Genomic DNA, 21667 nt, shown 5'->3' on the forward strand with positions numbered 1-21667 from the left:
AATTATTGATGAAATCGACTATCTTACCTGAACCTCTCAAAAGAGGAGATTTATTGCGAGTGATTGCGCCTAGTGGTGCTTTGCGAGAATTTGCAGACTTTGAGCGCGGTCTAGAAATCTGGCGATCACGCGGTTATTATATAGAAGTTACCTCTGATATTGATCAGCGTTGGGGATATTTAGCAAACACAGATAAAAACCGCCGTCATCAATTAGCTACTGCTTGGCAAGATCCCGATTGTCGCGGTATTCTCTGTGCTAGAGGTGGTTTTGGTAGCACTCGCATCTTAGAAAATTGGCATTGGCAAGTTAAATCGACTCCTAAATGGCTGATTGGCTTTTCTGATATCACAGCTTTATTATGGAGTCTTTACAACGCAGGTATATCTAGTGTTCACGGCCCTGTCCTGACGACATTAGCCGATGAGCCAGATTGGTCAATTGAGCGTTTATTCAATTTTTTAGAAGGACGACCCCTCACACCACTTCAAGGTTGTGGTTGGGGTGGAGGTGTGGCTACTGGTCTATTACTTCCAGGAAATCTCACAGTGGCTACCCATCTTTTAAGCACAGCCATTCAACCTAATTTTGATGGTGTAATTTTAGCCTTAGAAGATGTCACAGAAGCACCATACCGCATCGACCGGATGCTAACGCAGTGGCGTTTAAGTGGTCTTTTAGCCAAAGTTAGCGGTATTGCTTTAGGTGGTTTTACTAAATGCGAAGCACCTACAAATATACCCAGCTTTAGTGTAGAGGAAGTTGTGCGCGATCGCCTGGGTGATTTGGGTATTCCCATTGTTTCTGACTTACCATTTGGTCATGACAGTCCTAATGCAGCCTTACCTGTGGGTGTATTGGTCACTTTAGACGCAGATCAAGGTACATTAACCAATCACCATTGACCTTTTTTATTTTTAATTCTCATCAAAATAAATTAACGTACTATTCCTTTACTATTTGGTGCGAGCGATCGCATCATTTCAGTGATTTTAGCTTTTGCGTAGCATCCTGCGCTTATTGCACAGCTTGGTATAGTATACTCTGAAGTGCCTGGAGGATGAAGACATTATTTCAAATTTGAAGCAGGATATTTTTAATGAAAATTGCTATTGTTGCTTGGGGTTACAACCCCAAACCCCCGTTATCGAATTCTATTTACACTTTGATGTATGAATACAAATCCTGTTTAGATGAATTAGGTTATGAAGTAGATATTTTAAATGAAAAAGATCCCGAAAAAGTCATAGAATACATAAACAATAGTAATTATGACTTCGTGCATTCCCACGCCTACAACTTTGTTGATGTATTTAATCATAAGCTCAAACAAAAGTATTGTTTCACCTCCCATTATGGTTATTTATTGAAAGAAAGTAGATGGGATGAAGAATTTCGCCAAGTATTTAAAAGTTATATAGATGCACCTGGTATAATTACACCTTCTAATTTTTCAAAAGATTTTTTTATCAACAAGGGATATGCAGGATTTCTGAGATGTCAACCTAACGGTATTGATACCAACAAAATCAACTTTAAAAAAAAGGGAAATAACAAAGCAGTGTGTTTAGGTTGGATTCAACCAAGGAAACAACAAAGATTACTAGCAGAAATCATAGATGGGAAGTTAAGTTTAGATTTTGTTGGGCCTTTAGATGACCCTGATTTTATAGAAGGAAGTACAACAAAACATTTAGGTATCTGGAGTTTAGAACAAGTTTACGAGAATCTCACAGATTATAGTTGTTTGGTTTTAATTAGTGATGGAGAAGTTGCACCACTAGTAATATTGGAAGCTCTAGCAGCAGGTTTATGTATCGTTATTTCTGAATCAGCTAGTGCTAATTTACACACCAAGGAATTTATTAAAGTGTTACCAGATGACATTTTAACTAATGCCACTCCAGAAAACAAAACCATAATTAGTGAGACAATTATCGAAATGATTGAGAAAAATTCAACTTATCGACAAGAAATTGCAACATATGCTAAAGAAAATTTTGATTTTAGTCACCTGATAAAAAACTATATTCAGATTATTGACGAATTTAATAGTTTTACTTAACAATAAAGAATATCATATCCTCTTTTGTAAGTAAGAATATGTATTTACAAATGACTAATGACTAATAAATAATTAATTACACACTCATGTATAATGAGGATGCTTTAAGAAAAACAGATGTATAAATAGTCGTATTTTTATTTATAGGAGGTCAAGATGCCTAGCGTTGAAGAAAACTTGCATAAATGGTCTAGTTATAGTTGGAATGAACAGGGTAATGAGTGGTCTAAATCCTGGGGTGGAACAGAGAAATGCTTTTGGGGAAGCATATATCCTCGCATTCAAGCATTTATTCCCGGAGCAACAATTTTAGAAATAGCTCCTGGTTTTGGGCGTTGGACGCAATATTTAAAAGATTATTGTGACAATTTAATAGTAGTGGACTTAACCGATAAGTGTATTGCTGCTTGTCAACAGCGTTTTGCTGATTGTTCGCAGATTACTTATCATGTCAATGATGGTAAGTCATTAGAAATGGTTGCAGATGAATCAATTGATTTTGTTTTTAGTTTTGACTCTTTAGTCCATGCTGAGGAAGATGTTATTAAAGCATATCTGCAAGAGATAGCTTTGAAACTTAAACCAAATGGTATTGGATTTATCCATCATTCTAACTTGGGTAGCTATCTTAATCCTTCTACTGGTAAGTTAGAAGTAGAGCATCTGTATTGGCGGGCTGAAAGCATGAGTGCTAAACTATTTGAGCAATACTGTGATCAGGCTGGTTTGCAATGTTTAAGCCAAGAGATAATTGCTTGGTGTGGCAATATTCTGTGTGATTGTATTTCTGTATTCACACCTAAAATATCTAAATGGAATCAACCAAACCGTGTAGTTGAAAACATATATTTTATGGATGAAGCTGACCGATTGCTAATGAATCATTGTCTTTACAATTTGAACCAAGAAACAGATAAATTAGCTGATCCACAAATTTTACAATGGCAACAGGCTCAGATGCAAAGACAACAGAATACAGCAGAGTTGGAAAACATAAAATATAAACTACAGCAAACTCAGTTAGAACTAGAAATATCTCATGCTACCGTAAATGAGTTACGAGACTTGATTTTAAAGTTTGACCCAGAGTCTAAATTTTAGATGTGCCTTTCCTATTTAGCAATTTCTATTTTTTAAAGCTCATGTAATGTGGTTTAATTAGTCATTTATAAATACAGTGATGGCTCATATTAAATTATCATGAAAAAATATTTAAGGGAAAAAAGATGAATAAAGAAACCGTAGAATTTATTGACAGATCATTGTTAGCAGATGGTGATTATGTTTCACCTGGATTAGAAATTATCAAGCCTGATAAATGTTTTCCTAATCTGATGATATCAGATACCAGTGTTTCTAATTGGCCTTACCTCAGACGCGAAATTTCCCATAACTGGTATGTAGATAAAAGACAAACATATGTGGGTTTTCTCAGTCGAGATGAAGCTCATATTCTCTATAATACTGCGTTGAAGTTTAGAGGTAAAAAAGCTTTAGAAATTGGCTGCTGGTATGGTTGGTCTGCTTGTCATCTAGCTTTGGCAGGTTTAGAGTTAGATGTGATTGACCCTTTATTAGCTCAAGAAGATATCTATGAAAGTGTCACTAATTCTTTACAATCTGCGGGTGTTCTAGAAACAGTTAATTTAGTAAGTGGTTATAGTCCTCAACAAGTAGCAGAATTAGCAGAACAATTACAGCGCAGGTGGTCATTCTTTTTCATTGATGGTTGTCATGAAGCTCCCAGCCCACTCAACGATGCTATCATCTGCGAACAATTGGCAGAGACAGATGCTTTAATTTTATTCCATGATTTAAATTCCCCCGAAGTTGCACAAGGTTTAAATTACTTAAAACAAAAAGGGTGGAACACAATGATCTACCAAACTATGCAAATTATGGGAGTTGCTTGGCGTGGGAATATTGAGCCGTTACAACATCAGCCAGATCCGAAAATTAATTGGCATTTACCAGAACATTTGCAAAACTATTCTGTAAGTGAATTATCTACGGATGGATTTAATGAATTTCAGGAAATAATTACTGCTATTCGACCTTACACTTTATTAGGTGAAGCACGTTTATTTTCACTTTATACCTTAGCCAAGAAAGTTTGTTTAGAAGATATCCCTGGCAACTTTGTTGAATGCGGAAGTTGTAAAGGAGGATCAGCAGCACTGTTAGCAACAGTAATTAAGCGATACAGTCGTCGCCCACGCCTACTTTATGCTTGTGATACTTTTGAAGGAATGCCCGAACCGACGGAAGTAGATATATACAATGGCATACCCGCAAACTTCACAGGTTATGGAGTTGGCACTTTAAAAGCTCCAATTACGGAAAATATACAATCAATTTGCCAGTTGTTAAAAGTCCAAGATATTGTTGTACCTGTTAAGGGTTTATTCGCTGACACATTGCCTCAATATAAGTCAGAAATAGGTAGTATTGCCTTTCTCCACGCTGATGGAGACTGGTATGAATCAACAATGGACATCTTCAATAACCTCTACGACAGCGTTGTTGCTAATGCTAGGATTCAGGTAGATGACTATGGTCATTGGGACGGTTGTAAACAAGCTCTACATGATTTTGAAGGGTTGAGAGCAGAGCAATTCAACCTGCGTTTAATTGATTACACTGCGGTGTGGTTTAAAAAACCTTAGATCCACTTGCTTAATTAATTAACATGAACTTGATCATCTTCCAATTCCGAATGCAGAATTTTTTTCACCACTTGATAAATTCTGCTTGGCGAGTTTCCCGGTTGTTAATTTCTCTGAGTATATGTCTAATATTTTTATCTGCTTGTCAGGTAGGCGCAGATAAGAATGATGGAGTAATTCATCTCAGCCTATGGCAATCAATCAATCCTCCTCCTAATCGGGATGTGTTTGAAAAATTAGTAAAAAAATTTAATCAAACTCATCCTGACATCCAAGTTGAATCTATCTTTGTAGGTCAACCCCAATTGCCGAAAATATTAACAGCCGTTGTAGGTAATGCGCCTCCAGATATTTTGTCATTTGACCCCCAAAGTACAGGTCAGTTTGCAGAATTAGGCGCAATTCTACCTTTAGATGATTGGTTAGAAAAATTCCCATTGAAGTCAGAAGTCATTCCTAACCTATTTGAAGAATTGCGTTTAAACGGTCAGCTTTGGTCTGTTCCCCTATACACTGCCAATCTCGGTATTTTTTACCGACCAAAACTTTTCCAAGCTGCGGGAATTACAGAAACGCCTAAGACTTGGGAAGAATTAAGGCAAGTGGCTAAAAAGTTGACTGTTGATAGTAATCAGGATGGTCAACCAGAACAGTATGGAATGTTACTCCCTTTAGGAAAGCAAGAATGGACTGTATTTAGTTGGTTTCCTTTTTTACTGAGTTCTGGAGGTGAAATAGTCACCAATAATAGACCTAATTTGACGAATCAGGAGGCTATTAATGCTTTGCAATTCTGGCAAGACCTAATGAAAGATGGTTCAGCAACTCTTTCTCCGCCAGAACGTGGTTATGAAGAAGACGACTTTATTTCAGGTCGGGTGGCGATGCAAATCACAGGGCCTTGGACTTATATTATGAAGTCTAATGTTGATTATCAGGTGTTTCCCATGCCTGCGAATACTGAACAGGCGACGGTGACAGCTACGGGAGTCCTTTATCTCATGAAGACCACACCAACCAGAGAGCAAGCCGCGCTCAAGTTTTTGGAGTATGTATTGAGTGAAGAATTTCAAACAGAATGGAGTATCGGCACGGGTTTTTTGCCAGTTAATATTAAAGCTACTGAAAGTGAAGCTTATCAACAATTTATCAGCAAACAACCAGTATTAGAAGTGTTTGCAAAACAGATGTCTGTAGCAGGAAATCGCCCGATTATAGCTGGATATACTCGTCTATCTGATAGTCTTGGTCGAGCGATTGAAGCGACCCTGTTGGGTGAGTCTCCTGAAAAAGCTCTCAAAACGGCACAAGAGCGTTTAGAAGTAATTTGGGACAGTCAATAGTTAAATGATGCTATTTAACTCGCTGGGAAGAAACCTAACTGTGTTAAGTAATGTAAAGTTATTGTAATCGAGTTCGTAGTGAGGACTTTAGTTCTAAAAGAAGGACTAAAGTCCTTACTACAAACTTTTAATTATTTACGCGGCTCTACTTACTAGGGTTTAAACTAGTACAAGTGAACTATATATAAAAATCTACAATGTCTGACTTAATTTTATTTTGGCATCGTCGTGATTTACGTATTGCTGATAATACTGGATTAGCTTTGGCAAGAAAGCAAACCGCTAAAGTAGTGGGTGTGTTTTGCCTTGACCCGAACATTCTGGAACGGGATGATGTTGCACCTGCTAGAGTTACTTACATGATTGGCTGTTTGCAAGCACTACAACAGCGATATGTAGAGGCGGGGAGTCAGTTATTAATCCTTCATGGTGATCCTGTACAGAGTATTCCTAATTTAGCTGAGGCGTTGCCAGCCAAAGCTGTGTTTTGGAATTGGGATGTAGAACCATATTCCCAAACACGCGATCGCGCTATCATAGAAACTCTAAAAGCCAAAGGTATAGAATTTCTCACCCATAACTGGGATCAAATTCTCCACGCACCAGAGGAAATTTTCTCAGGTAATAATACACCTTACACCGTTTACACACCCTTCTGGAAAAATTGGTACAGCAAACCGAAGGCGAAACCAGTAGAAACCCTGGAAAATGCAGCAGGATTAACAGAAGCAGAACAGGAACTTGCCAAACAAGCAGGAGCGATCGCATTACCCACAGCTAAAGAGTTAGGATTTGCTTGGGATGAAGACTTGATCATTCCTCCAGGGGAAGCAGCCGCACAAGAAAAATTAGAGGAATTTACCGCCAAAACCATTACAGAATATCAAGAACAGCGTAACTTTCCCGCCATTGATGGTACATCACAACTGAGTCCCGCTTTAAAATTTGGCGTAATTGGTATTCGCACCGTCTGGCAAGCGACAATAGAAGCATTAGAAAACTATAACAGCGAAGAAGCGATCGCCAGTATCCGCACTTGGCAACAAGAACTAGCTTGGCGGGAATTTTATCAACACGCTATGTATAACTTCCCCGAACTGGCTGAGAGTGCTTACCGTGATGTCTTTAAAACCTTCCCCTGGGAAAGTAACACGGAACATTTTCAAGCTTGGTGTGAGGGAAGAACAGGCTACCCCATTGTAGATGCAGCCATGCGCCAGTTAAATGAAATTGGCTGGATGCACAACCGTTGTCGGATGATTGTAGCTAGCTTTCTGACTAAAGACTTATTAATTAATCCGCAGTGGGGGGAAAAATACTTTATGCAGAAGCTAATTGACGGTGATTTATCTGCTAATAATGGGGGTTGGCAATGGAGTGCTTCTAGCGGTATGGACCCCAAACCTGTGAGGATTTTCAACCCAGCTAGTCAGTCTCAAAAATTCGATGCTGACGCTGAGTATATCCGCCAATGGTTGCCTGAATTGCGGTCTATGGATACAGAATATTTGGTGACAGGTAAGATTACACCCTTAGAACGTCATGCTGTTGGCTATCCTGAACCAATTGTGGATCATAAAAAACAGCAAGCCCTATTTAAGCAACGCTATCAACAGCAAAAGGATTTAATCTAGATTTATTGACAAGGGTTTTACGCATCACATTTCATAACAGTTATTTGCGGAGTATCTTGGATATAGAGGTTTGATACTTGTGGAGTAGCGATCGTGAATACAGAAGAATTTCTGCGATTGATGGCAAAACAGCGTCCCTGTCCGCAAACCCTACCAAAAGCACTACAAGCCTTGTGGTATGACAAACAAGGTGATTGGAATCAAGCCCATGATATTGTACAGGATGCCCGTGATGCTGATAGTGCTTGGGTTCATGCTTATCTACACCGGAAAGAAGGCGATTTAAATAATGCCCATTACTGGTATCAGCGCAGCAGTCAGCCAGCGTTTAGCGGGGATATCAACCAAGAATGGGAACAGATAACTTCTTTATTGTTGAAGAAGGTAAATACAACAAATGGATGCTGAGGAAATAAAACGGCGATATAAAGCAGGGGAGAGATATTTTCCCGCCACCAATTTAATTAGAGCCAAGTTAATTGCAGCCTATTTACCTGGAATAAATTTATGGGGAGCAGATTTAACTGGTGCTAACCTAGCTAAAGCCAAAATGTGGGGCGCAGACTTGAGCAGAGCAAATCTAGCCAATGCGAATTTGACTAGAGCAAATTTGTGTGGAGTTAAACTAAATGAGGCCAATCTGCGAGGAGCTAAACTTAATTTTACTAAGTTGTATGGTGCAGATTTAACTGGGGCTTATTATGATGAAACTACTCGCTTTTCTCAAGGTTTTGATCCTATTAGTAGAAATATGCAGAAGTTTTGATTTTGCCGCAAGTGTGGTTATTTAATTTTTCTATTCATCTGCGTCTGCAAACAAAGATTCTAAATCTCGATAACCATTCACAACATGAACCACAGTAATTCCGCTCTCTTGAGGGTAGTAAAATATAATGTAATCATCCACAACAAAACCGCGCAAATTTGCTGTAAGCCTGCCGTAACTTTTTCACATATTAGGAAAATCAGCTAGTAATTTACATTTCTGACGAATGTCATCAAAAAGCTTACTGGCTGCTTTTGGGTTGTGACGAGCAACATATTCACAAATTTCATCTAAATCTTGAATTGCTATATCTGAAAAGGAATAATTACTCATTCTTTAGACTCTTCAGTAATTTGACGAATTTTTTCTTGTAATCTGGCAAATACAACCTCACCATCGGTCACTTGACCCGCAGCAATTTGTTCAGTACCTAGAGAAATTTCTTCTCGTAATTTTTTAATCTGCTGTTCTCTTTCTTGTAGTAGCTTAAAAGCTTCATTGACGACATCATCTGCACTAGCAAATCTACCACTTGCAAGCTGTGCTTGAATAAATTGCTCTAGTTCTGGTGTAATTTGGATATACATACTGTCTACCTCTAGATAAATAGCACTCTACTTTTATCCATTTTCTAGCAACTTCACCACCCATCAGGCATAGATTTGATAGTTAATTCAAGATTCTTCGGCGACGGGTAGGGGGAATATTTCACCAGATAGATATGCTGGAAAGTGCTTTTGGAAGTATAACCAAGATGTCATATCTTCACCATTATTAAGAGCCTTTGGAGCTTGCTTATATAAAGGTACGCGATAATTAATTTCATCTTGAAGTAACTGGGGCAATTCTGTTAAACCCTTGACTTTACTACCCAATGCACTATAGATAAGATAGCCGGGGCGATCGCTCATTTTCATCCAAGGCAACCATTGACCAATCCTATCCCAACTTAGCCGCAATTGTGACACTGAAGTTAGTTCTGAGTTAAATAAATCTGCGGTTGGTACTGTGAGTTTAAATAATTCTGCGGCTTGATAAGTTTGATAGGGGCTGTATTCAGCTAATTTTGGATCGTCTGCTAAAGGGTTGGGATATGTAGGAAAAATATCAAACACAAAAGTTGTGTTATCTCCCTCGACTTGGGCGGGGAATTTGCCTTTAAAACAACCCTGCACAGGATTATTAGCGACATGAATTACTGGTACTGTTTCCCCTGTCCAGGGATTTTCCCATGTCCGTAAAATTTCGTCTGTTTCTGGGTTTAAATAATAGGTGAGTTCCCTAGAAGTAAAATCCCAGCTACCTACTTCTGTAGGAATGCACCTACTCACACTCAAACCCAAAATTTTAAACAGTAGTTTTCTTCTCTCACCGGGAATAAAGGCGTAAATTTTACCTTTCCAGGTAAGGAAAGTTGATTCAGTTGAGTCAAGAGAAGAACGAGTTTTCACCCAATATTGAGCATCTAATTCTTGAGTTTCAGCAACCATAATAAAATCCTTAAATAATTCGTAATGGGCTAACGCCCCGCTCCGCTAACGTAATTCGTAATTCGTAATGGGCTGCGCCCCGCTACGCTAACGTAATTAGTCATTAGTTACTCTCCCCAATCCCCAGTCCCCAGTCCCCAGTCCCCATTGCCCCTTATCCCCAGAGGGGGCCCCGAGTTCCCCAATCCCCAGTCCCCAGTCCCCAATCCCCAATCACCTAAACCTCTAAACTGCTTTGACTATCAAGATGGCGAAATAAAAATAACCACAGGGGTAAAGAACTGTTGATGGCGATGAGCCGTACTAAATGACCTGTTGTCACAATTTCTACATTATGATCTAATGCCAGTGCAACCAAAATCATTTCTGCTGCTCCCCCTGGTGCGGTGACTAATAAACAAGTCAACCAGTCCCATGAGGTTAATTGCATTGCTAGTATAGTCGCGATCGCACCAGTAATTAAAGTCATAACTACAGACATTAAAGCGTAACCTATAGCTCTTTTGCTAAAGGTGGGTTTTTCTCCCCAATACTCGCCAATGGTGATTCCCAGAAGCGTTTGACCAATAATATTAATCAATTGTGGTGGGTTAAAATTAATCTCACTGACAAATGGCAACCAACCTAATACAGAATTGAATGTGAGTCCTAGTAGTAATGCACCAAAAAAATCCCCCGCAGGTATCTTGAAAATGGCAACAACATAAACTATGAGGGCGGTGATTGGCAATGCTAATGCTAATAATTCTAATTGTGATAGATCAAAATTCAGCCAACCGCTATTAACTGATAGAGTTGGTAAATTCCAGTCATTCCCAACTGCTGTTCTCGCTATGAAGGGAATCAGTAAAACTACAGAGGTAACGCGAATAGCCTGCACCATTGCTACTAAGGTGACATTTTTATCATAATCAGCTGCGATCGCTGACATCACCCCCACACCCCCAGGAACTGTAGCTAGCATCGCTGTTAAGAGATTGGTGTTACTCAAGCGGGAGTAAATATAACCAATAAAACCCCCACACAACAGTAAAAATAGGGTCAACACTATAAATATGGGAATTCCAGCCCCTAGGCTAGTTAAATCACTATTAGCATTGGTAGCACCAACTGTCAGTCCTACTAACGCCATACCAACTTTTCTCGCCATCCGATTTGGGCGGGGCGAATGCTGGTAAAATATGCGACAGCATTGCAAAATCGCTGTACCCGCAGCAATACCGCCAAATATCCAGGAAATTCCGCCAAAGTGTAACTTCGTTAACGCTATAGCTAGGGGAACGGATAACAGCACTTCCCATGTAAGGACTATGATTGGTTTCCCTATTAGCTGTGGTTTGGCAACTCCAATCTGTTGATTAATGGTTTCCTTTAGGGTGGAAACAGGACTTACACTTTGATTCATCTATACGCGATTTGAAATGATTTAACTATGCACTTAAATTTATAGGGCTTACCGGAAAAAGGCTCGTATTTATCTGTATAACTATGTATTAAATAACACGTTTGATTTATCTTATAGAGTTCCACCATAACATTAATTTAGAATAGTTTATAAATTATTAAATAATATAATCTTAATTAAATTTTTGAAATACACTTACAGGATGTTGGGTTTCGCATTGCTCATTTTAGCTGTGCCAGTTCAGTGTGTTAGGGTAAATAATAGTGCTTAGATATAACGTTTCCTAATTAAATGATATATAAGCCCCTCTCCTCGCTGGCGGGGAGGGGGTTGGGGGTGGGGTTCTTGTACTCAACCGAGAAACGCTATAGCTACACCAAAAGATATTAAGTAGGGACGCACAGATGCACACCCCTAAAGTAAATGTATTAGTCTTCGTCTAAAGCTGGGAATGCTTCTTCAAACTTCCATAATTCCTCTTTATTGTTGAGAAACCATGTTCTAGTCACTGGGGTCAATTGTTCCCAAATAATATCACTGGAAATATGAGGAGAGGCATAGCGATATTTTTGACCAAGTAATTGTAAATTCTCCGCCACTTCATCGGGAATACCAAATTCTTGCCAATCAACTTGTATGTATCTACCTGCAACCCCAGACGCAGGGTCAAATACTAACTGTGCGGTTCTGATTAAGTCAGCAAAGTGTGTTGGTTTAAGTGATTCTTCATGCTCGTGAGACATATTCGCTGGAGTAATAAAAGGTGTGTGAAGGCTGAATTTACTACCAGAGATTTTGCTCCCAATATTCCTAGTTTAGCGCACCAGTAAGTGCGATGGGTTAGGGGGTGATCTGTAACATAACTATGGAATTAATTTTAGACGTTGATTTTTATTAATTATGTCAATGTTTTAGCAAATTAGCAGCGATAATTTAGTTATAAAAATTAGTTATGTTTCCAACTAGTCATTAAACCCCACCCCCAATCCCTCCCCGTTCATGCGGAGGGGAGACAAAGCGTGGCTGTGGCGGGGTGGGGTTCTTCGGGTTTCATCAGCAATCAAGCGAACATGATATTACTCCAAGAAACCGGGGTGATGAGTTCTCGAAGTGTCTAAGTTTTTTCTTGAGCATAGTTTTAGAGGTGATCAAAATGATGGGGATATTTTGGTTGACCGTTATTGGTATAGTTTGGCTATTTGGTTTCACTTTATTAGCAGAAATGTGGTTTTATGAAGAAGAACAGGAGTTAGAAAATAAGGAGTTGTAAGTTATTGGGTGATGGGTAATATCAAGAGCGCAATTGTGCGATCATCTGCGCTGGATTCCAGTAAGCGCGAGTGGTTTGAATCTTACCTTCAGCGTTGACTTCAAAAATAGTAATTCCCTCAAATTTCACTGACTTACCACTTTTGCTAACTCCTGTCATTGTCCATTTGACGGCTGCTTCATTGCTAGCAATAAATATATGTTCAGTTGTCGGTTCTAATTTGGCAAATACAGCTTGCAACTGTCCGATAAATTCGCGGAATCCTTCATGAACTTTTGCTGGTGGTTCACCTACAGGATCGTGACTTATAGCATCTTCAGCAAAGTTATTAACCCAACCTTCTGGGTTCATGGCTGCAATATTGCTAAAATAAGCAGCAACGGCTTTTTCAATTGTTTCAGTTGACATAATTTGGTTGTATCTCAGCACTCATGACTTTTCACTAGTTTCTACCAAAACTGTCACGGCTGCGATCGCCACTAACATTTCGTCATTTTTGTCGTTCAGGGAAGCAATAGCGCGTCCTTGTACCACCATTCCCCCTGATTCTACAGTCAGGCTTTTGCGTCCAAAGGGTAATACAGCCAAGACTTCAGCTTCTCTGACTTGTTCAGGATAGGGTACTGCTACCTGGACTTCCACAATCATCTCATTCGGGTCATTTAAACCAGCAACTTCCCATACACCCAGTAAAGCATTGTGGGCGATCGCATTGCGAACAGCTCTTGCTGCGGCTACAGTTGGTTCTTGTCCGTGTTGATCTACACCCATTCCCATCTCAATAATTAAGCGTTTACGAGCCACAGTTAACTCCCATAATCTTCACTTTTAACTATAGATAGGAGTAGTGTATTTCAATCTGATGATTTTCTAATTACAAATTATGATGCGCGATCGCACTCACACTAATATTTCTACTGATTTACAACAAGTCACCGCCGACTTACATCAAGTTAACCCTGGAGTGGGATTACTGCGGTTTAGTCTCGTTGGCTTGGTATTTATCAGTTGTGTAGCTTTGGCTTGGTTGATGCAGAACAATATTTTATTTGTGAGTGCAACAATCATAGCGGGAATTTCCTACTGTTTTTGGCTAGTTTGTACCCATGATATGAGTCATTGCACTTTGACGGGGTGGATTTGGTTTGATACAGTGATACCTCGATTGATTAGCTGGCCGATGTTGTGGCCTTATAGTCTCTATGCAGAGTTACACGGCTTACATCATGGTTGGAATGGCAGCGATTTCAGAGATCCTGAACGGGTACAATGGACTTGGCAAGAATACCAACAAGCACACCCGATTTTACAATGGTATGTCCGCCATCAGTGGGGTTGTGATATTTTCCTCCTCGGTGGACTTGGGTTAATTATTAAAACTTTTATGATGGCTGTGCGCTTGCAAAATTTAAGTTCGCGGATGCGTCGCCAATTGCTGTTGGATGTCTCAGGGATGCTGATGATACAAGTTGTGCTGCTGACTATCGTGATTTTGCATGGGGAGTTGCTGCGCTACATCTTATTTTGGGTGATGATGGAACGGGTGATTGGAATCATCATGCAGACACGCGATCATTTGGAACACTACGCACTGTGGGGGAAGTTTACCAATCATCAGTTAACCCAGCTTTATACTTCTCGCAATTTGAGAACTATTCCCCTCTTGGGATGGTTCATGGGTGGTTTAAATTATCATGCAGTACATCATGCTTTTCCGGGGATTCCTTTTAATCAGCTTCCAGCAGCATTTGAGCGCGTTCAGGGGGTGTTAGTAAAACATGGACTTCCCCCTATGCAATTAGATTCTGGTTATATTAAATCAAGTTATGAATTGAGTCATCATCCTTCCTTGATTGGTGAAGCTACTACATCTGAGATTTGTGGCGATCGCATGATGCTAATTTGATCAATCATTAGTAGATTAGGGTGTTAGGTTTCCTTACGTCAAACACTACGCGCTTCAAGTTGGGAAACCCTTCCACTGAGATGGCTTTCCTATCTACACCTTAAGCTGAAATAAGGACTGAAGTCCTTACTACAAACTTTAAGCAATCGGTTCAAACACCATTTGGGGAATTAATACACCCGCTTGTAATTCCCCAATTCCTAAAAAACGGGTTTCTGTTTCGTAAACTCGCACATTACCAGCCATTTCTGGATTTAGGGAAATACGCTGTCCTTGACACCATTTTTGTGCAGAAATATTGGGTAAAGTCACAGATGGTAAGTGTTGTAAGACTGCATCTGGGGAGATGGGTTGAAATGTCCCGGCTTGTAGTTGGGTTTCTAAGTCAGCGAAGGTGAGACTATCTGTTAAATTAAAGCCACTGCTTTGAGTACGGGTTAAAGCGGCGAGAGTTCCAGCAGTATTTAACACTGTACCTAAATCACGAGCGATCGCGCGAATATATGTCCCCCCACCACAGGCTATCTCTACATCCAATTCTGGAAAATCACCAACGCGCCAATCCAAAATTTCTGTACTATAAATTTCTACCATCCGTGGGGGAACTTCTACTGTTTCCCCTTGACGAGCTAAATCATACAGGCGTTTCCCTTCTACTTGAATCGCGCTATAAATTGGTGGTATTTGCTCAATTTTACCGATAAATTTTGCGAGTGCGGTTTTTACATCGGCTAAATCTAATTCCCCACAGGGTTGGGAAGTGATGATTTCACCTTGCAAATCATCCGTTGTAGTCCGCACCCCTAAGCGGATAGTGGCTTTATAGGCTTTGTCACTGGGGAGATATTGTAATAATCTTGTAGCTTTACCAACTGCAATTGGTAGCACACCAGTAGCGGCTGGATCTAAAGTTCCTGCGTGTCCTACACGTTTGAGCTTTAACAATTTTCGCACCCGCGCCACGCAATCATGAGAAGTCCAGCCAAATGGCTTGTTTAAGTTAATAAAACCTTGCACTGTGAAATTTGGTAATTTGCCGATCAGCCATAATTTTAATATTATCGGGTGGCTTTCGGCGTAAGTTTTGAGCAAGACAGGGAATAGGCAAATTTCTCAGGTTTTTGGTTGACTCTCATGGGAGCGATCGCACATGGGCGAATATCATACTTATTACAGCAGCGAAAAAAAACCCCCTTTTGGGGGATAGGATAATAGACGTTTATTCGTAGTACAATCTACTTTGTATAGTTAATTCGTCTACGATCACGGTTATCACTGTGGTCGTTTTCTTTATTCTACGTTGTGGAACTCAATACCGGGGTGAGGGGTCATAGCTCCCACCGCTAAATAGTAGGGGAGCAGGGGAGCAGGGGGAGACAAAAAATTAAGTAGAACAACTTGAAAAAACCAAACTATGTTAAGTAATGTAAAAAGACTAGGATTAAGTTCGTAGTAAGGACTTTAGTCCTTTTTTGTTCCCTGCGGGACGCTCCGCGAACGGAGAGAACGCAGAGAGAACTAAAGTTCTCTCTACGAGACGCTCCGCGAACACTACAAACCTTTAATTATTTACCCTGTTCTACTTATTATTTGTTTTAATTTTCATCACGTCCGTGAATTTGGGCAGGGGGGCTAGTTGCTTCTACCGCAGTAAATGGCTCTAGAACTTTGTAGTGATGGTTTGCCCCTTTTGGTACTACCCAAGAACTTCCCGGTTCTAGTAATATCATTTGTCCTTCAATGTGCAGTTCTGCACGACCATTAATTACATAACCAACGGTTTCATATTCACGGCTTGTTGGGTGTTTATCTTCTTCTGGTTGTTCATTTTCCCAAAGACGCATAGAAACAGTTTTGCCAGAGGCTAAATATTTCTGACCTAGTTTACCTTTGGGAGAATGGGTAGAGTCAATTTTTTTAACGCTGGTATCACTCATAATTTCATCACCTTAAGGTTTGAGTACGACTGTGTTTAAAATTGTCTCCCAATTTATCGTTGAGACTCCGGTCGTTGGTAATAACCACGTTTCTCACCAGTAATTGGCTCAACTGCTTTTCCTACTTTTCTTTGAACATTCTCTTTAAACTCTTTTGTAGCTTTAGGAGTTTCTTCATTTAAATTTAGCTTTTCTCGAACATTATCAACAGTTCCTTTGAGCTTTTCTTGGGCATTTCTTACTTGAGTATCATTTCTAATCCCTTCATTATCGGGTGTACCTTTGTAATAAATACCCTCTGGGGTTTTAACATCAGCCTGGGCAATCATGGCATTAGTGTATATAAAAGACTGACCTATAAAAAAGGTAGCTCCTATCAAACAAATAACTAGAACTTGACGCAGAAGAAAATTTTGTACCCAATAAATTACGCGATTCATAACATTCCTCACTTATTATCATGTGTATATTGATCATGGGAAATGAATTTGCAAAATTTGACATCTCAAACTCTTACTCTCTGCGTCTTCCCTGCGGGACGCTCCGCGAATGCGCCTCTGCGTGAGTAAATTCATACCCAAATTCAGCAACGCCCAATTTTGCTCCCTATTCCCTCACATCGAGACAGCCGCCCCTGTCGTCGGCTTAGGAGGCTTAACTTCAGCAGCCATCCGCGCCGTCCGATATAGCTCTACTAATCGCTGTTCATACTGCACTAAGTCTTGGTAAATTCCTTTAAAAATAGCCGTTGCAACTGGGTCAGTATACATTGCACACAAGTTACCAATATCACCAATCCCTGTTTGCAAATCACCCAAGGCGCAGCGTATCTGGTAAATGTCATCACTACCTGTAAAAGTTGCTTTCACCTTTGCATATTGATTGGCAATATTCGCGCCAAAAGAAGGTTTCTCACCGAGTCTGTGCAGATATGTTTCTAGTCTTTCAATATGGCGTTGTTTATTGACAATCATTTCTTGAAACAACGCCTTAGCTTGTGTATCCGATTCTTTTTCTACGTAACTCTCCAGTGCTTCTAGTGAATAACGTTCTCCACCCAAAGCTGTATTCAAGCCGCGAACAATATCACCTTTAGTTGAACCACCCCAAGCATCAGCTAATTTCCACCATTCTGCACCCGTATCTTTCTCATCTGGTAATGCAGCTTCTTTACCGCCATAACCCAAACGGCTCAAAATCGCCGTCGTGAAAATTGGTAAATCTCCAGGTTCGCGGGATGTAATCAAGTTTCCATCAACTACCAATGGTTCATCTTGATAGTTTGCACCCGCATTAATCATATCTTTGCGGATAGCACTAAAACCAGTAACTCGCTTACCCTGGAGCAAATCGCCTTCAATTAAAAGCTGTGGCCCATGACAAACCGCAGCCACCAATTTTCCTTGCTGCATCGCCTCTTGCACAAAGCGGACTGTGTTGGGGTTGCGGCGCATTTTATCAGGGGCCATCCCACCAGGAATTATCACAGCATCAAATTCAGATGCGATCGCCTCTGTAGTGGTAGCATCAGCTTGTATAGAAAGTTTGCCTCGTTTGCCCTTGTATTTTTCATTCATCCGCGAACCAAGGACAACAACCTCAAACCCTGCTTGTTTCAGCCCATTGCAAGGAATAATAAATTCTACATCTTCTACAGCTTGTTCAATCAGAATAGCTATTCTTTTTTTCCCAGAGTGATTATTATGGTTAGTCATATTCTTTCCTATCTAAATAATGTGGAATTTTGAATTGTTTACGCTGTTACTTCGCTAGTAGGTGGTGTAGCAAACATTTCTTCGTAATCGTGAGAAAAATGATGATGTAGTTTAGCAAACTCTACTGGTGTGACAGCACTTTGCAACACAGCAAAAACAGCACGAACATGAATTGCTGTTGTTGTAGGTTCTAGATTTTCTTTTTGACTTGCACGCACAATAAAATCTTGGAAATTAAAGCTTTCGTCTGGTTGTCCCTCTCGCCCTTTCAAACAATCACCAAGTTCCTGTGGCAATTGAGTAGATAAATTTAGAGCTTCATCACCAGAAATGCGTTCTTTAATAGTTTCTAGCGTCGCACGAGTAGCACGTTCTGCCTCTTCACGAGAGTTTGATTGAGCCAAGCTTTGTACGTGGGTAATAAACTCGTTGTATTCCATTTTGCCCTCCCTTGAACACAATTCAGCCTTTTGTGATCTCAGATATTTTTCAGCGATAAATAAAAATAAAAATCCAATTTTAATGATTAAGATTAATATTTAAAAATCCACAAAAAAATAGTTATGAGTAGGAAGTTTTTTATCTAACTTCGACGTGGGTTGAGAACTCCTAGCTCATAACTACCAGATTCAACTACAAGTGGCTTGACCTTAGATTTCATACTTTTAAGATTAAGTTGAAATCTCTAGATTTACTTCGTTCTTAGGAAATAGATTGCCTTATTTCTCAAGTTGTACATCTTATGAAGTACAACTAATCAACTAAAAATAGTTATGGTGATAATATAGTAAAGGCTAGTTTTATGACAGAAAATAATCATCCAGAAATTAAATCAGAAGACTTACCACAGGAAATCACCGAATCCTATGGTACTGGTGTAAAAGACATCCCAGGATACAATATTGGAGGGCGTACCCTCCAGGAAAGAAGACATGAATACACCCAAACCAGTCCCGAACTGACTGGTGGTGATGTTGATGCTTATTGGCAAAATGCAGACTCAGTAGGAGATGAAGCTGTTGGTGGTACTGCTCCCACTCCCGACCAAAATGTCACAGAAGAGATAGAAGCAGCAGTCGGCTTAGAAATGAATGATAACGAGTTACTTCACACCCAAGACATCTTAGAACACCGCGACGATGCACGTTGGGAATTAGACCCCACCTCTGCCGAAGATTACCAAGAACGCCATTAACAATTCAAAATTCAAAATGACGCTCGATGACTCGCTAACGCTGCGCTAACAAAATTCAAAAGTAAAATTTCTCAACAACTCTCCGCGCCCCTACCCTGTGGGAACACTTATCAGCGAATGAGTTTAAATATTCGCCTTTGGCATTCCCGGTAGGATAGGCGCAAATTAGACCACAAAAACCAACATATAGGACTCATATTTGATTTTTGAACAGATAAATAGTCCAGTAGGGTGTGTTAGCGACAGCGTAACGCACCTTCCCCAACGCCTTCGGTGCGTTGCGGCTTACGCCCAACACACCCTACTTTTACTTAGATTGTTTCATAAATCAAATCGGATTCCTATATCTAATTTGGCGTTGCATAAATGCGGGATGAATTCAGATTTTTGACCAAAGCTAAAGATTGATTCTTCGAGCCTTTGCGCCTTTGCGCCTTTGCGCGAAACAAAATTCATCCCATCAATCAGCAACGCCCATATCTAATTTCTAACCAATCCCAAACACCGACCCCACAGTAGATTTAATCGAATCCCGCGCATCTTTCAAAGTCTGAGTTATCGGGTGCTTAGTTTGCAAAAATACCCGCGCACAATTACGTCCAGGCATTCCCGAAATCGAACCACCTGGATGAGTCCCTGCACCAGTCAAAAATAGATTATCAATGGGGGTTTTGTAATTAGCTAACTCAGGTAAGGGGCGGAAAAACACCATTTGATCTAATGTCATATCAACATGGTAATAATTACCCTTGTACGCGCCTAACCTCTCACCTAATTCTGCCGGACTTTCGACACGACGCGCAATAGTTGCAGTTTTTACATTCGGTGCATAGGTTGCTAACTTATCAACCACCCTATCAGCAACCTGGTTTTTCAACTCATCCGTCCAACCAGTCCCTTTTAAACCTGTACCTTTCGCGCCAGCAATTTGATAGGGGGCGAAAAATTCAATCCATACTGTATGTTTACCTGGAGGTGCGAGGGTAGGGTCAAGGAAACTAGGCATGACCACATACATAGAGGGGTCAGAATCAGGAATCTCTCCCAAGGTACATTTACTATGTGCTTGTTCTACATGAGCAACGGAGTCTGCAATTAAGATAGAACCAACAAGATATTCATCTTTATGGGCGTGGTAGGGAAAACGCAGGGGTTCATCTAAAGCCAAGTCAATTTTCAGGATAGTTTCATTGTTATTAACAATGCGGCGTTCCAATCTTTCCCATAAATCGGGGTCGGCTGCATCGATATCGCTTTTATCGGTCATTTGTAAAAATAACCGTTTGGCATCAATATTAGAAATGACCCCATATTTAGCACGATATTCAGTACCACCACCAACTCTGACACCAACGGCCTTACCGTCATCAATTAAAACTTTTTCTACCTGTTGGTCTGTGAGAATTTTACCACCTTTAGAGGTAACTAACTTGACCAAAGCTTCCACCAATGCACCAGTACCGCCCCGTGGTCTAGCCATACCAGGGTCATGACGCATAGCCATCATAATTGCCCCAATGGCAAGAGTTTTTTGGGATGGTGGCGCACCTAATTCTGATGCTAGTCTGGCGAGGGGTGCTTTGAGAAACTCTGAATCAAACCACTCATCGAGTAAATCTTCTGCACTGGTCAACATATTACGGATAAAGTCCAGGGTTTTGTTTGGAGAACCAATTACAGAAAGTAAATCTTTTAACTTGGTGATGTCGTAGTTACCGGCGATATCAATGATTGATTTTGGTGGTGCATTAAAAATGGGTATCATTGCACCTATAGCCCGTTGCCAATAGTCTGTAAATTCTGCATATTTCTTGGCATCACGTTCACTATAACGGGCAATCTCAGCACAGGTTTTTTCTAGAGATTTATGACCTAAAAAATATTTACCATCAGGATGGGGACAGAAAACAACTGGATCACATTCTAGATATTCTAAACCGTATTTTGTTAATTCTAATTCTTCAACAACTGGCCCTAGATGAATAAATTCATGATCAATAGCACACAAATTAAATTTAAATCCAGGTGCTTCTTTAGGTAAACATTCTTCAGTTGTGGCTGCACCACCTGGAACAGAACGTTTTTCTAGAAGTAAGACACTATAGCCAGCTTTGAGCAAATAAGCTGCACAAACTAGCCCATTATGTCCTGCACCGATAATTACTACATCATATTCTTGCATATTGATAATTTGAAAATAGTGTGGCTTGATAATATTACAAAGGGTGAGCAGAAATTACAACCTTGCTAATTAGTTCAAAAATCAGTTAAGGTG

At 40.1% G+C, this 21667-nt stretch carries 23 protein-coding genes; 10 read left to right on the forward strand and 13 right to left on the reverse strand.

The features are described from left to right. The first annotated feature begins 8 nt into the window (after positions 1 to 8). The 8 genes from L6494_RS09255 to L6494_RS09290 all read left to right on the forward strand — a co-directional run bounded on the left by L6494_RS09255 (position 9) and on the right by L6494_RS09290 (position 8474). Positions 9 to 905: a S66 peptidase family protein gene (locus L6494_RS09255; protein WP_237994063.1), complete on the forward strand. Its 897-nt coding sequence runs from the start codon at positions 9 to 11 to the stop codon at positions 903 to 905. Between the two features lie 194 nt (positions 906 to 1099). After that, a complete protein-coding gene (locus L6494_RS09260; protein WP_237994065.1) occupies positions 1100 to 2065 on the forward strand; it encodes a glycosyltransferase in 966 nt (321 codons plus the stop codon). Between the two features lie 156 nt (positions 2066 to 2221). Beyond that, positions 2222 to 3166 carry a class I SAM-dependent methyltransferase gene (locus L6494_RS09265; RefSeq protein WP_237994067.1) on the forward strand — a complete coding sequence of 315 codons (945 nt, stop codon included), beginning with the start codon at positions 2222 to 2224 and terminating at the stop codon, positions 3164 to 3166. A 125-nt stretch (positions 3167 to 3291) separates the two neighbouring features. Beyond that, entirely contained in the window at positions 3292 to 4731 is a 1440-nt protein-coding gene (locus tag L6494_RS09270; RefSeq protein ID WP_237994069.1) for a class I SAM-dependent methyltransferase, read from the forward strand. Positions 4732 to 4754: 23 nt separating this feature from the next. Beyond that, positions 4755 to 6074 carry an ABC transporter substrate-binding protein gene (locus L6494_RS09275; protein WP_237994071.1) on the forward strand — a complete coding sequence of 440 codons (1320 nt, stop codon included), beginning with the start codon at positions 4755 to 4757 and terminating at the stop codon, positions 6072 to 6074. Between the two features lie 197 nt (positions 6075 to 6271). After that, positions 6272 to 7708: a deoxyribodipyrimidine photo-lyase, 8-HDF type gene (locus L6494_RS09280; RefSeq protein ID WP_237994073.1), complete on the forward strand. Its 1437-nt coding sequence runs from the start codon at positions 6272 to 6274 to the stop codon at positions 7706 to 7708. A gap of 93 nt (positions 7709 to 7801) precedes the next feature. After that, on the forward strand, positions 7802 to 8116 hold the full coding sequence (locus tag L6494_RS09285) for a hypothetical protein (RefSeq protein WP_237994075.1): 315 nt from the start codon (positions 7802 to 7804) through the stop codon (positions 8114 to 8116). Then, positions 8106 to 8474 carry a pentapeptide repeat-containing protein gene (locus L6494_RS09290; RefSeq protein WP_237994078.1) on the forward strand — a complete coding sequence of 123 codons (369 nt, stop codon included), beginning with the start codon at positions 8106 to 8108 and terminating at the stop codon, positions 8472 to 8474. The genes L6494_RS09285 and L6494_RS09290 overlap by 11 nt, the downstream gene beginning before the upstream one ends. 183 nt (positions 8475 to 8657) lie before the next feature. Here L6494_RS09290 and L6494_RS09295 read toward each other — a convergent pair whose 3' ends face one another. The 7 genes from L6494_RS09295 to L6494_RS09325 form a co-directional block, all read right to left on the reverse strand. Next, entirely contained in the window at positions 8658 to 8807 is a 150-nt protein-coding gene (locus L6494_RS09295; RefSeq protein ID WP_237994080.1) for a type II toxin-antitoxin system RelE/ParE family toxin, read from the reverse strand. Then, a complete protein-coding gene (locus tag L6494_RS09300) occupies positions 8804 to 9061 on the reverse strand; it encodes a type II toxin-antitoxin system ParD family antitoxin (RefSeq protein WP_237994082.1) in 258 nt (85 codons plus the stop codon). Before L6494_RS09300 ends, L6494_RS09295 begins: the two co-directional genes overlap by 4 nt. An 87-nt stretch (positions 9062 to 9148) precedes the next feature. Continuing rightward, positions 9149 to 9964: a DUF1838 domain-containing protein gene (locus tag L6494_RS09305; protein ID WP_237994085.1), complete on the reverse strand. Its 816-nt coding sequence runs from the start codon at positions 9962 to 9964 to the stop codon at positions 9149 to 9151. 217 nt (positions 9965 to 10181) lie between these two features. After that, positions 10182 to 11369 carry an AbrB family transcriptional regulator gene (locus tag L6494_RS09310; protein ID WP_237994087.1) on the reverse strand — a complete coding sequence of 396 codons (1188 nt, stop codon included), beginning with the start codon at positions 11367 to 11369 and terminating at the stop codon, positions 10182 to 10184. Between the two features lie 428 nt (positions 11370 to 11797). Next, positions 11798 to 12112 (reverse strand): hypothetical protein, encoded by a 315-nt coding sequence (locus L6494_RS09315; RefSeq protein WP_237994089.1) that lies wholly within the window; start codon positions 12110 to 12112, stop codon positions 11798 to 11800. Positions 12113 to 12660: 548 nt separating this feature from the next. Beyond that, entirely contained in the window at positions 12661 to 13047 is a 387-nt protein-coding gene (locus tag L6494_RS09320; RefSeq protein WP_237994091.1) for a nuclear transport factor 2 family protein, read from the reverse strand. A 21-nt stretch (positions 13048 to 13068) separates the two neighbouring features. Continuing rightward, positions 13069 to 13443, reverse strand: a complete 375-nt coding sequence (locus L6494_RS09325) for a Lin0512 family protein (RefSeq protein ID WP_237994093.1) — start codon at positions 13441 to 13443, stop codon at positions 13069 to 13071. 79 nt (positions 13444 to 13522) lie between these two features. Between L6494_RS09325 and L6494_RS09330 the strand changes: the two genes are divergently transcribed. Beyond that, positions 13523 to 14545 carry a fatty acid desaturase family protein gene (locus tag L6494_RS09330; protein ID WP_237994095.1) on the forward strand — a complete coding sequence of 341 codons (1023 nt, stop codon included), beginning with the start codon at positions 13523 to 13525 and terminating at the stop codon, positions 14543 to 14545. Positions 14546 to 14683: 138 nt separating this feature from the next. Here the strand turns inward: L6494_RS09330 and truB are convergent, their stop codons facing one another. The 5 genes from truB to L6494_RS09355 form a co-directional block, all read right to left on the reverse strand. After that, complete coding sequence (truB, locus tag L6494_RS09335; protein WP_237994097.1) at positions 14684 to 15562, reverse strand: tRNA pseudouridine(55) synthase TruB; 879 nt, start codon at positions 15560 to 15562, stop codon at positions 14684 to 14686. A 578-nt stretch (positions 15563 to 16140) separates the two neighbouring features. Then, positions 16141 to 16482 (reverse strand): cupin domain-containing protein, encoded by a 342-nt coding sequence (locus tag L6494_RS09340; RefSeq protein ID WP_237994099.1) that lies wholly within the window; start codon positions 16480 to 16482, stop codon positions 16141 to 16143. 53 nt (positions 16483 to 16535) lie between these two features. After that, positions 16536 to 16922: a hypothetical protein gene (locus L6494_RS09345; RefSeq protein ID WP_237994100.1), complete on the reverse strand. Its 387-nt coding sequence runs from the start codon at positions 16920 to 16922 to the stop codon at positions 16536 to 16538. Between the two features lie 174 nt (positions 16923 to 17096). Beyond that, entirely contained in the window at positions 17097 to 18197 is a 1101-nt protein-coding gene (locus L6494_RS09350) for a DJ-1/PfpI/YhbO family deglycase/protease (RefSeq protein ID WP_237994102.1), read from the reverse strand. A 38-nt stretch (positions 18198 to 18235) separates the two neighbouring features. After that, positions 18236 to 18637 carry a DUF2267 domain-containing protein gene (locus L6494_RS09355; protein ID WP_237994104.1) on the reverse strand — a complete coding sequence of 134 codons (402 nt, stop codon included), beginning with the start codon at positions 18635 to 18637 and terminating at the stop codon, positions 18236 to 18238. Between the two features lie 362 nt (positions 18638 to 18999). Here L6494_RS09355 and L6494_RS09360 point away from each other — a divergent pair, with 362 nt between their 5' ends. After that, positions 19000 to 19392: a DUF6335 family protein gene (locus L6494_RS09360; RefSeq protein WP_237994107.1), complete on the forward strand. Its 393-nt coding sequence runs from the start codon at positions 19000 to 19002 to the stop codon at positions 19390 to 19392. A gap of 487 nt (positions 19393 to 19879) precedes the next feature. Here L6494_RS09360 and crtO read toward each other — a convergent pair whose 3' ends face one another. After that, positions 19880 to 21574, reverse strand: a complete 1695-nt coding sequence (crtO, locus tag L6494_RS09365; RefSeq protein ID WP_237994109.1) for a beta-carotene ketolase CrtO — start codon at positions 21572 to 21574, stop codon at positions 19880 to 19882. Positions 21575 to 21667: the final 93 nt, after the last annotated feature.

It is taken from the genome of Nostoc sp. UHCC 0870 (assembly GCF_022063185.1).
Taxonomy (GTDB): Bacteria; Cyanobacteriota; Cyanobacteriia; order Cyanobacteriales; family Nostocaceae; genus Trichormus.

Bases quoted from the DNA above. Each gene is read 5' to 3' on its own strand.
- L6494_RS09255 (WP_237994063.1), top strand. From the start codon at position 9: ATGAAATCGACTATCTTACCTGAACCTCTCAAAAGAGGAGATTTATTG.
- L6494_RS09260 (WP_237994065.1), top strand. From the start codon at position 1,100: ATGAAAATTGCTATTGTTGCTTGGGGTTACAACCCCAAACCCCCGTTA.
- L6494_RS09265 (WP_237994067.1), top strand. From the start codon at position 2,222: ATGCCTAGCGTTGAAGAAAACTTGCATAAATGGTCTAGTTATAGTTGG.
- L6494_RS09270 (WP_237994069.1), top strand. From the start codon at position 3,292: ATGAATAAAGAAACCGTAGAATTTATTGACAGATCATTGTTAGCAGAT.
- L6494_RS09275 (WP_237994071.1), top strand. From the start codon at position 4,755: ATGAACTTGATCATCTTCCAATTCCGAATGCAGAATTTTTTTCACCAC.
- L6494_RS09280 (WP_237994073.1), top strand. From the start codon at position 6,272: ATGTCTGACTTAATTTTATTTTGGCATCGTCGTGATTTACGTATTGCT.
- L6494_RS09290 (WP_237994078.1), top strand. From the start codon at position 8,106: ATGGATGCTGAGGAAATAAAACGGCGATATAAAGCAGGGGAGAGATAT.
- L6494_RS09295 (WP_237994080.1), bottom strand. From the start codon at position 8,807: ATGAGTAATTATTCCTTTTCAGATATAGCAATTCAAGATTTAGATGAA.
- L6494_RS09300 (WP_237994082.1), bottom strand. From the start codon at position 9,061: ATGTATATCCAAATTACACCAGAACTAGAGCAATTTATTCAAGCACAG.
- L6494_RS09305 (WP_237994085.1), bottom strand. From the start codon at position 9,964: ATGGTTGCTGAAACTCAAGAATTAGATGCTCAATATTGGGTGAAAACT.
- L6494_RS09310 (WP_237994087.1), bottom strand. From the start codon at position 11,369: ATGAATCAAAGTGTAAGTCCTGTTTCCACCCTAAAGGAAACCATTAAT.
- L6494_RS09315 (WP_237994089.1), bottom strand. From the start codon at position 12,112: ATGTCTCACGAGCATGAAGAATCACTTAAACCAACACACTTTGCTGAC.
- L6494_RS09320 (WP_237994091.1), bottom strand. From the start codon at position 13,047: ATGTCAACTGAAACAATTGAAAAAGCCGTTGCTGCTTATTTTAGCAAT.
- L6494_RS09330 (WP_237994095.1), top strand. From the start codon at position 13,523: ATGATGCGCGATCGCACTCACACTAATATTTCTACTGATTTACAACAA.
- L6494_RS09340 (WP_237994099.1), bottom strand. From the start codon at position 16,482: ATGAGTGATACCAGCGTTAAAAAAATTGACTCTACCCATTCTCCCAAA.
- L6494_RS09345 (WP_237994100.1), bottom strand. From the start codon at position 16,922: ATGAATCGCGTAATTTATTGGGTACAAAATTTTCTTCTGCGTCAAGTT.
- L6494_RS09350 (WP_237994102.1), bottom strand. From the start codon at position 18,197: ATGACTAACCATAATAATCACTCTGGGAAAAAAAGAATAGCTATTCTG.
- L6494_RS09355 (WP_237994104.1), bottom strand. From the start codon at position 18,637: ATGGAATACAACGAGTTTATTACCCACGTACAAAGCTTGGCTCAATCA.
- L6494_RS09360 (WP_237994107.1), top strand. From the start codon at position 19,000: ATGACAGAAAATAATCATCCAGAAATTAAATCAGAAGACTTACCACAG.
- crtO (WP_237994109.1), bottom strand. From the start codon at position 21,574: ATGCAAGAATATGATGTAGTAATTATCGGTGCAGGACATAATGGGCTA.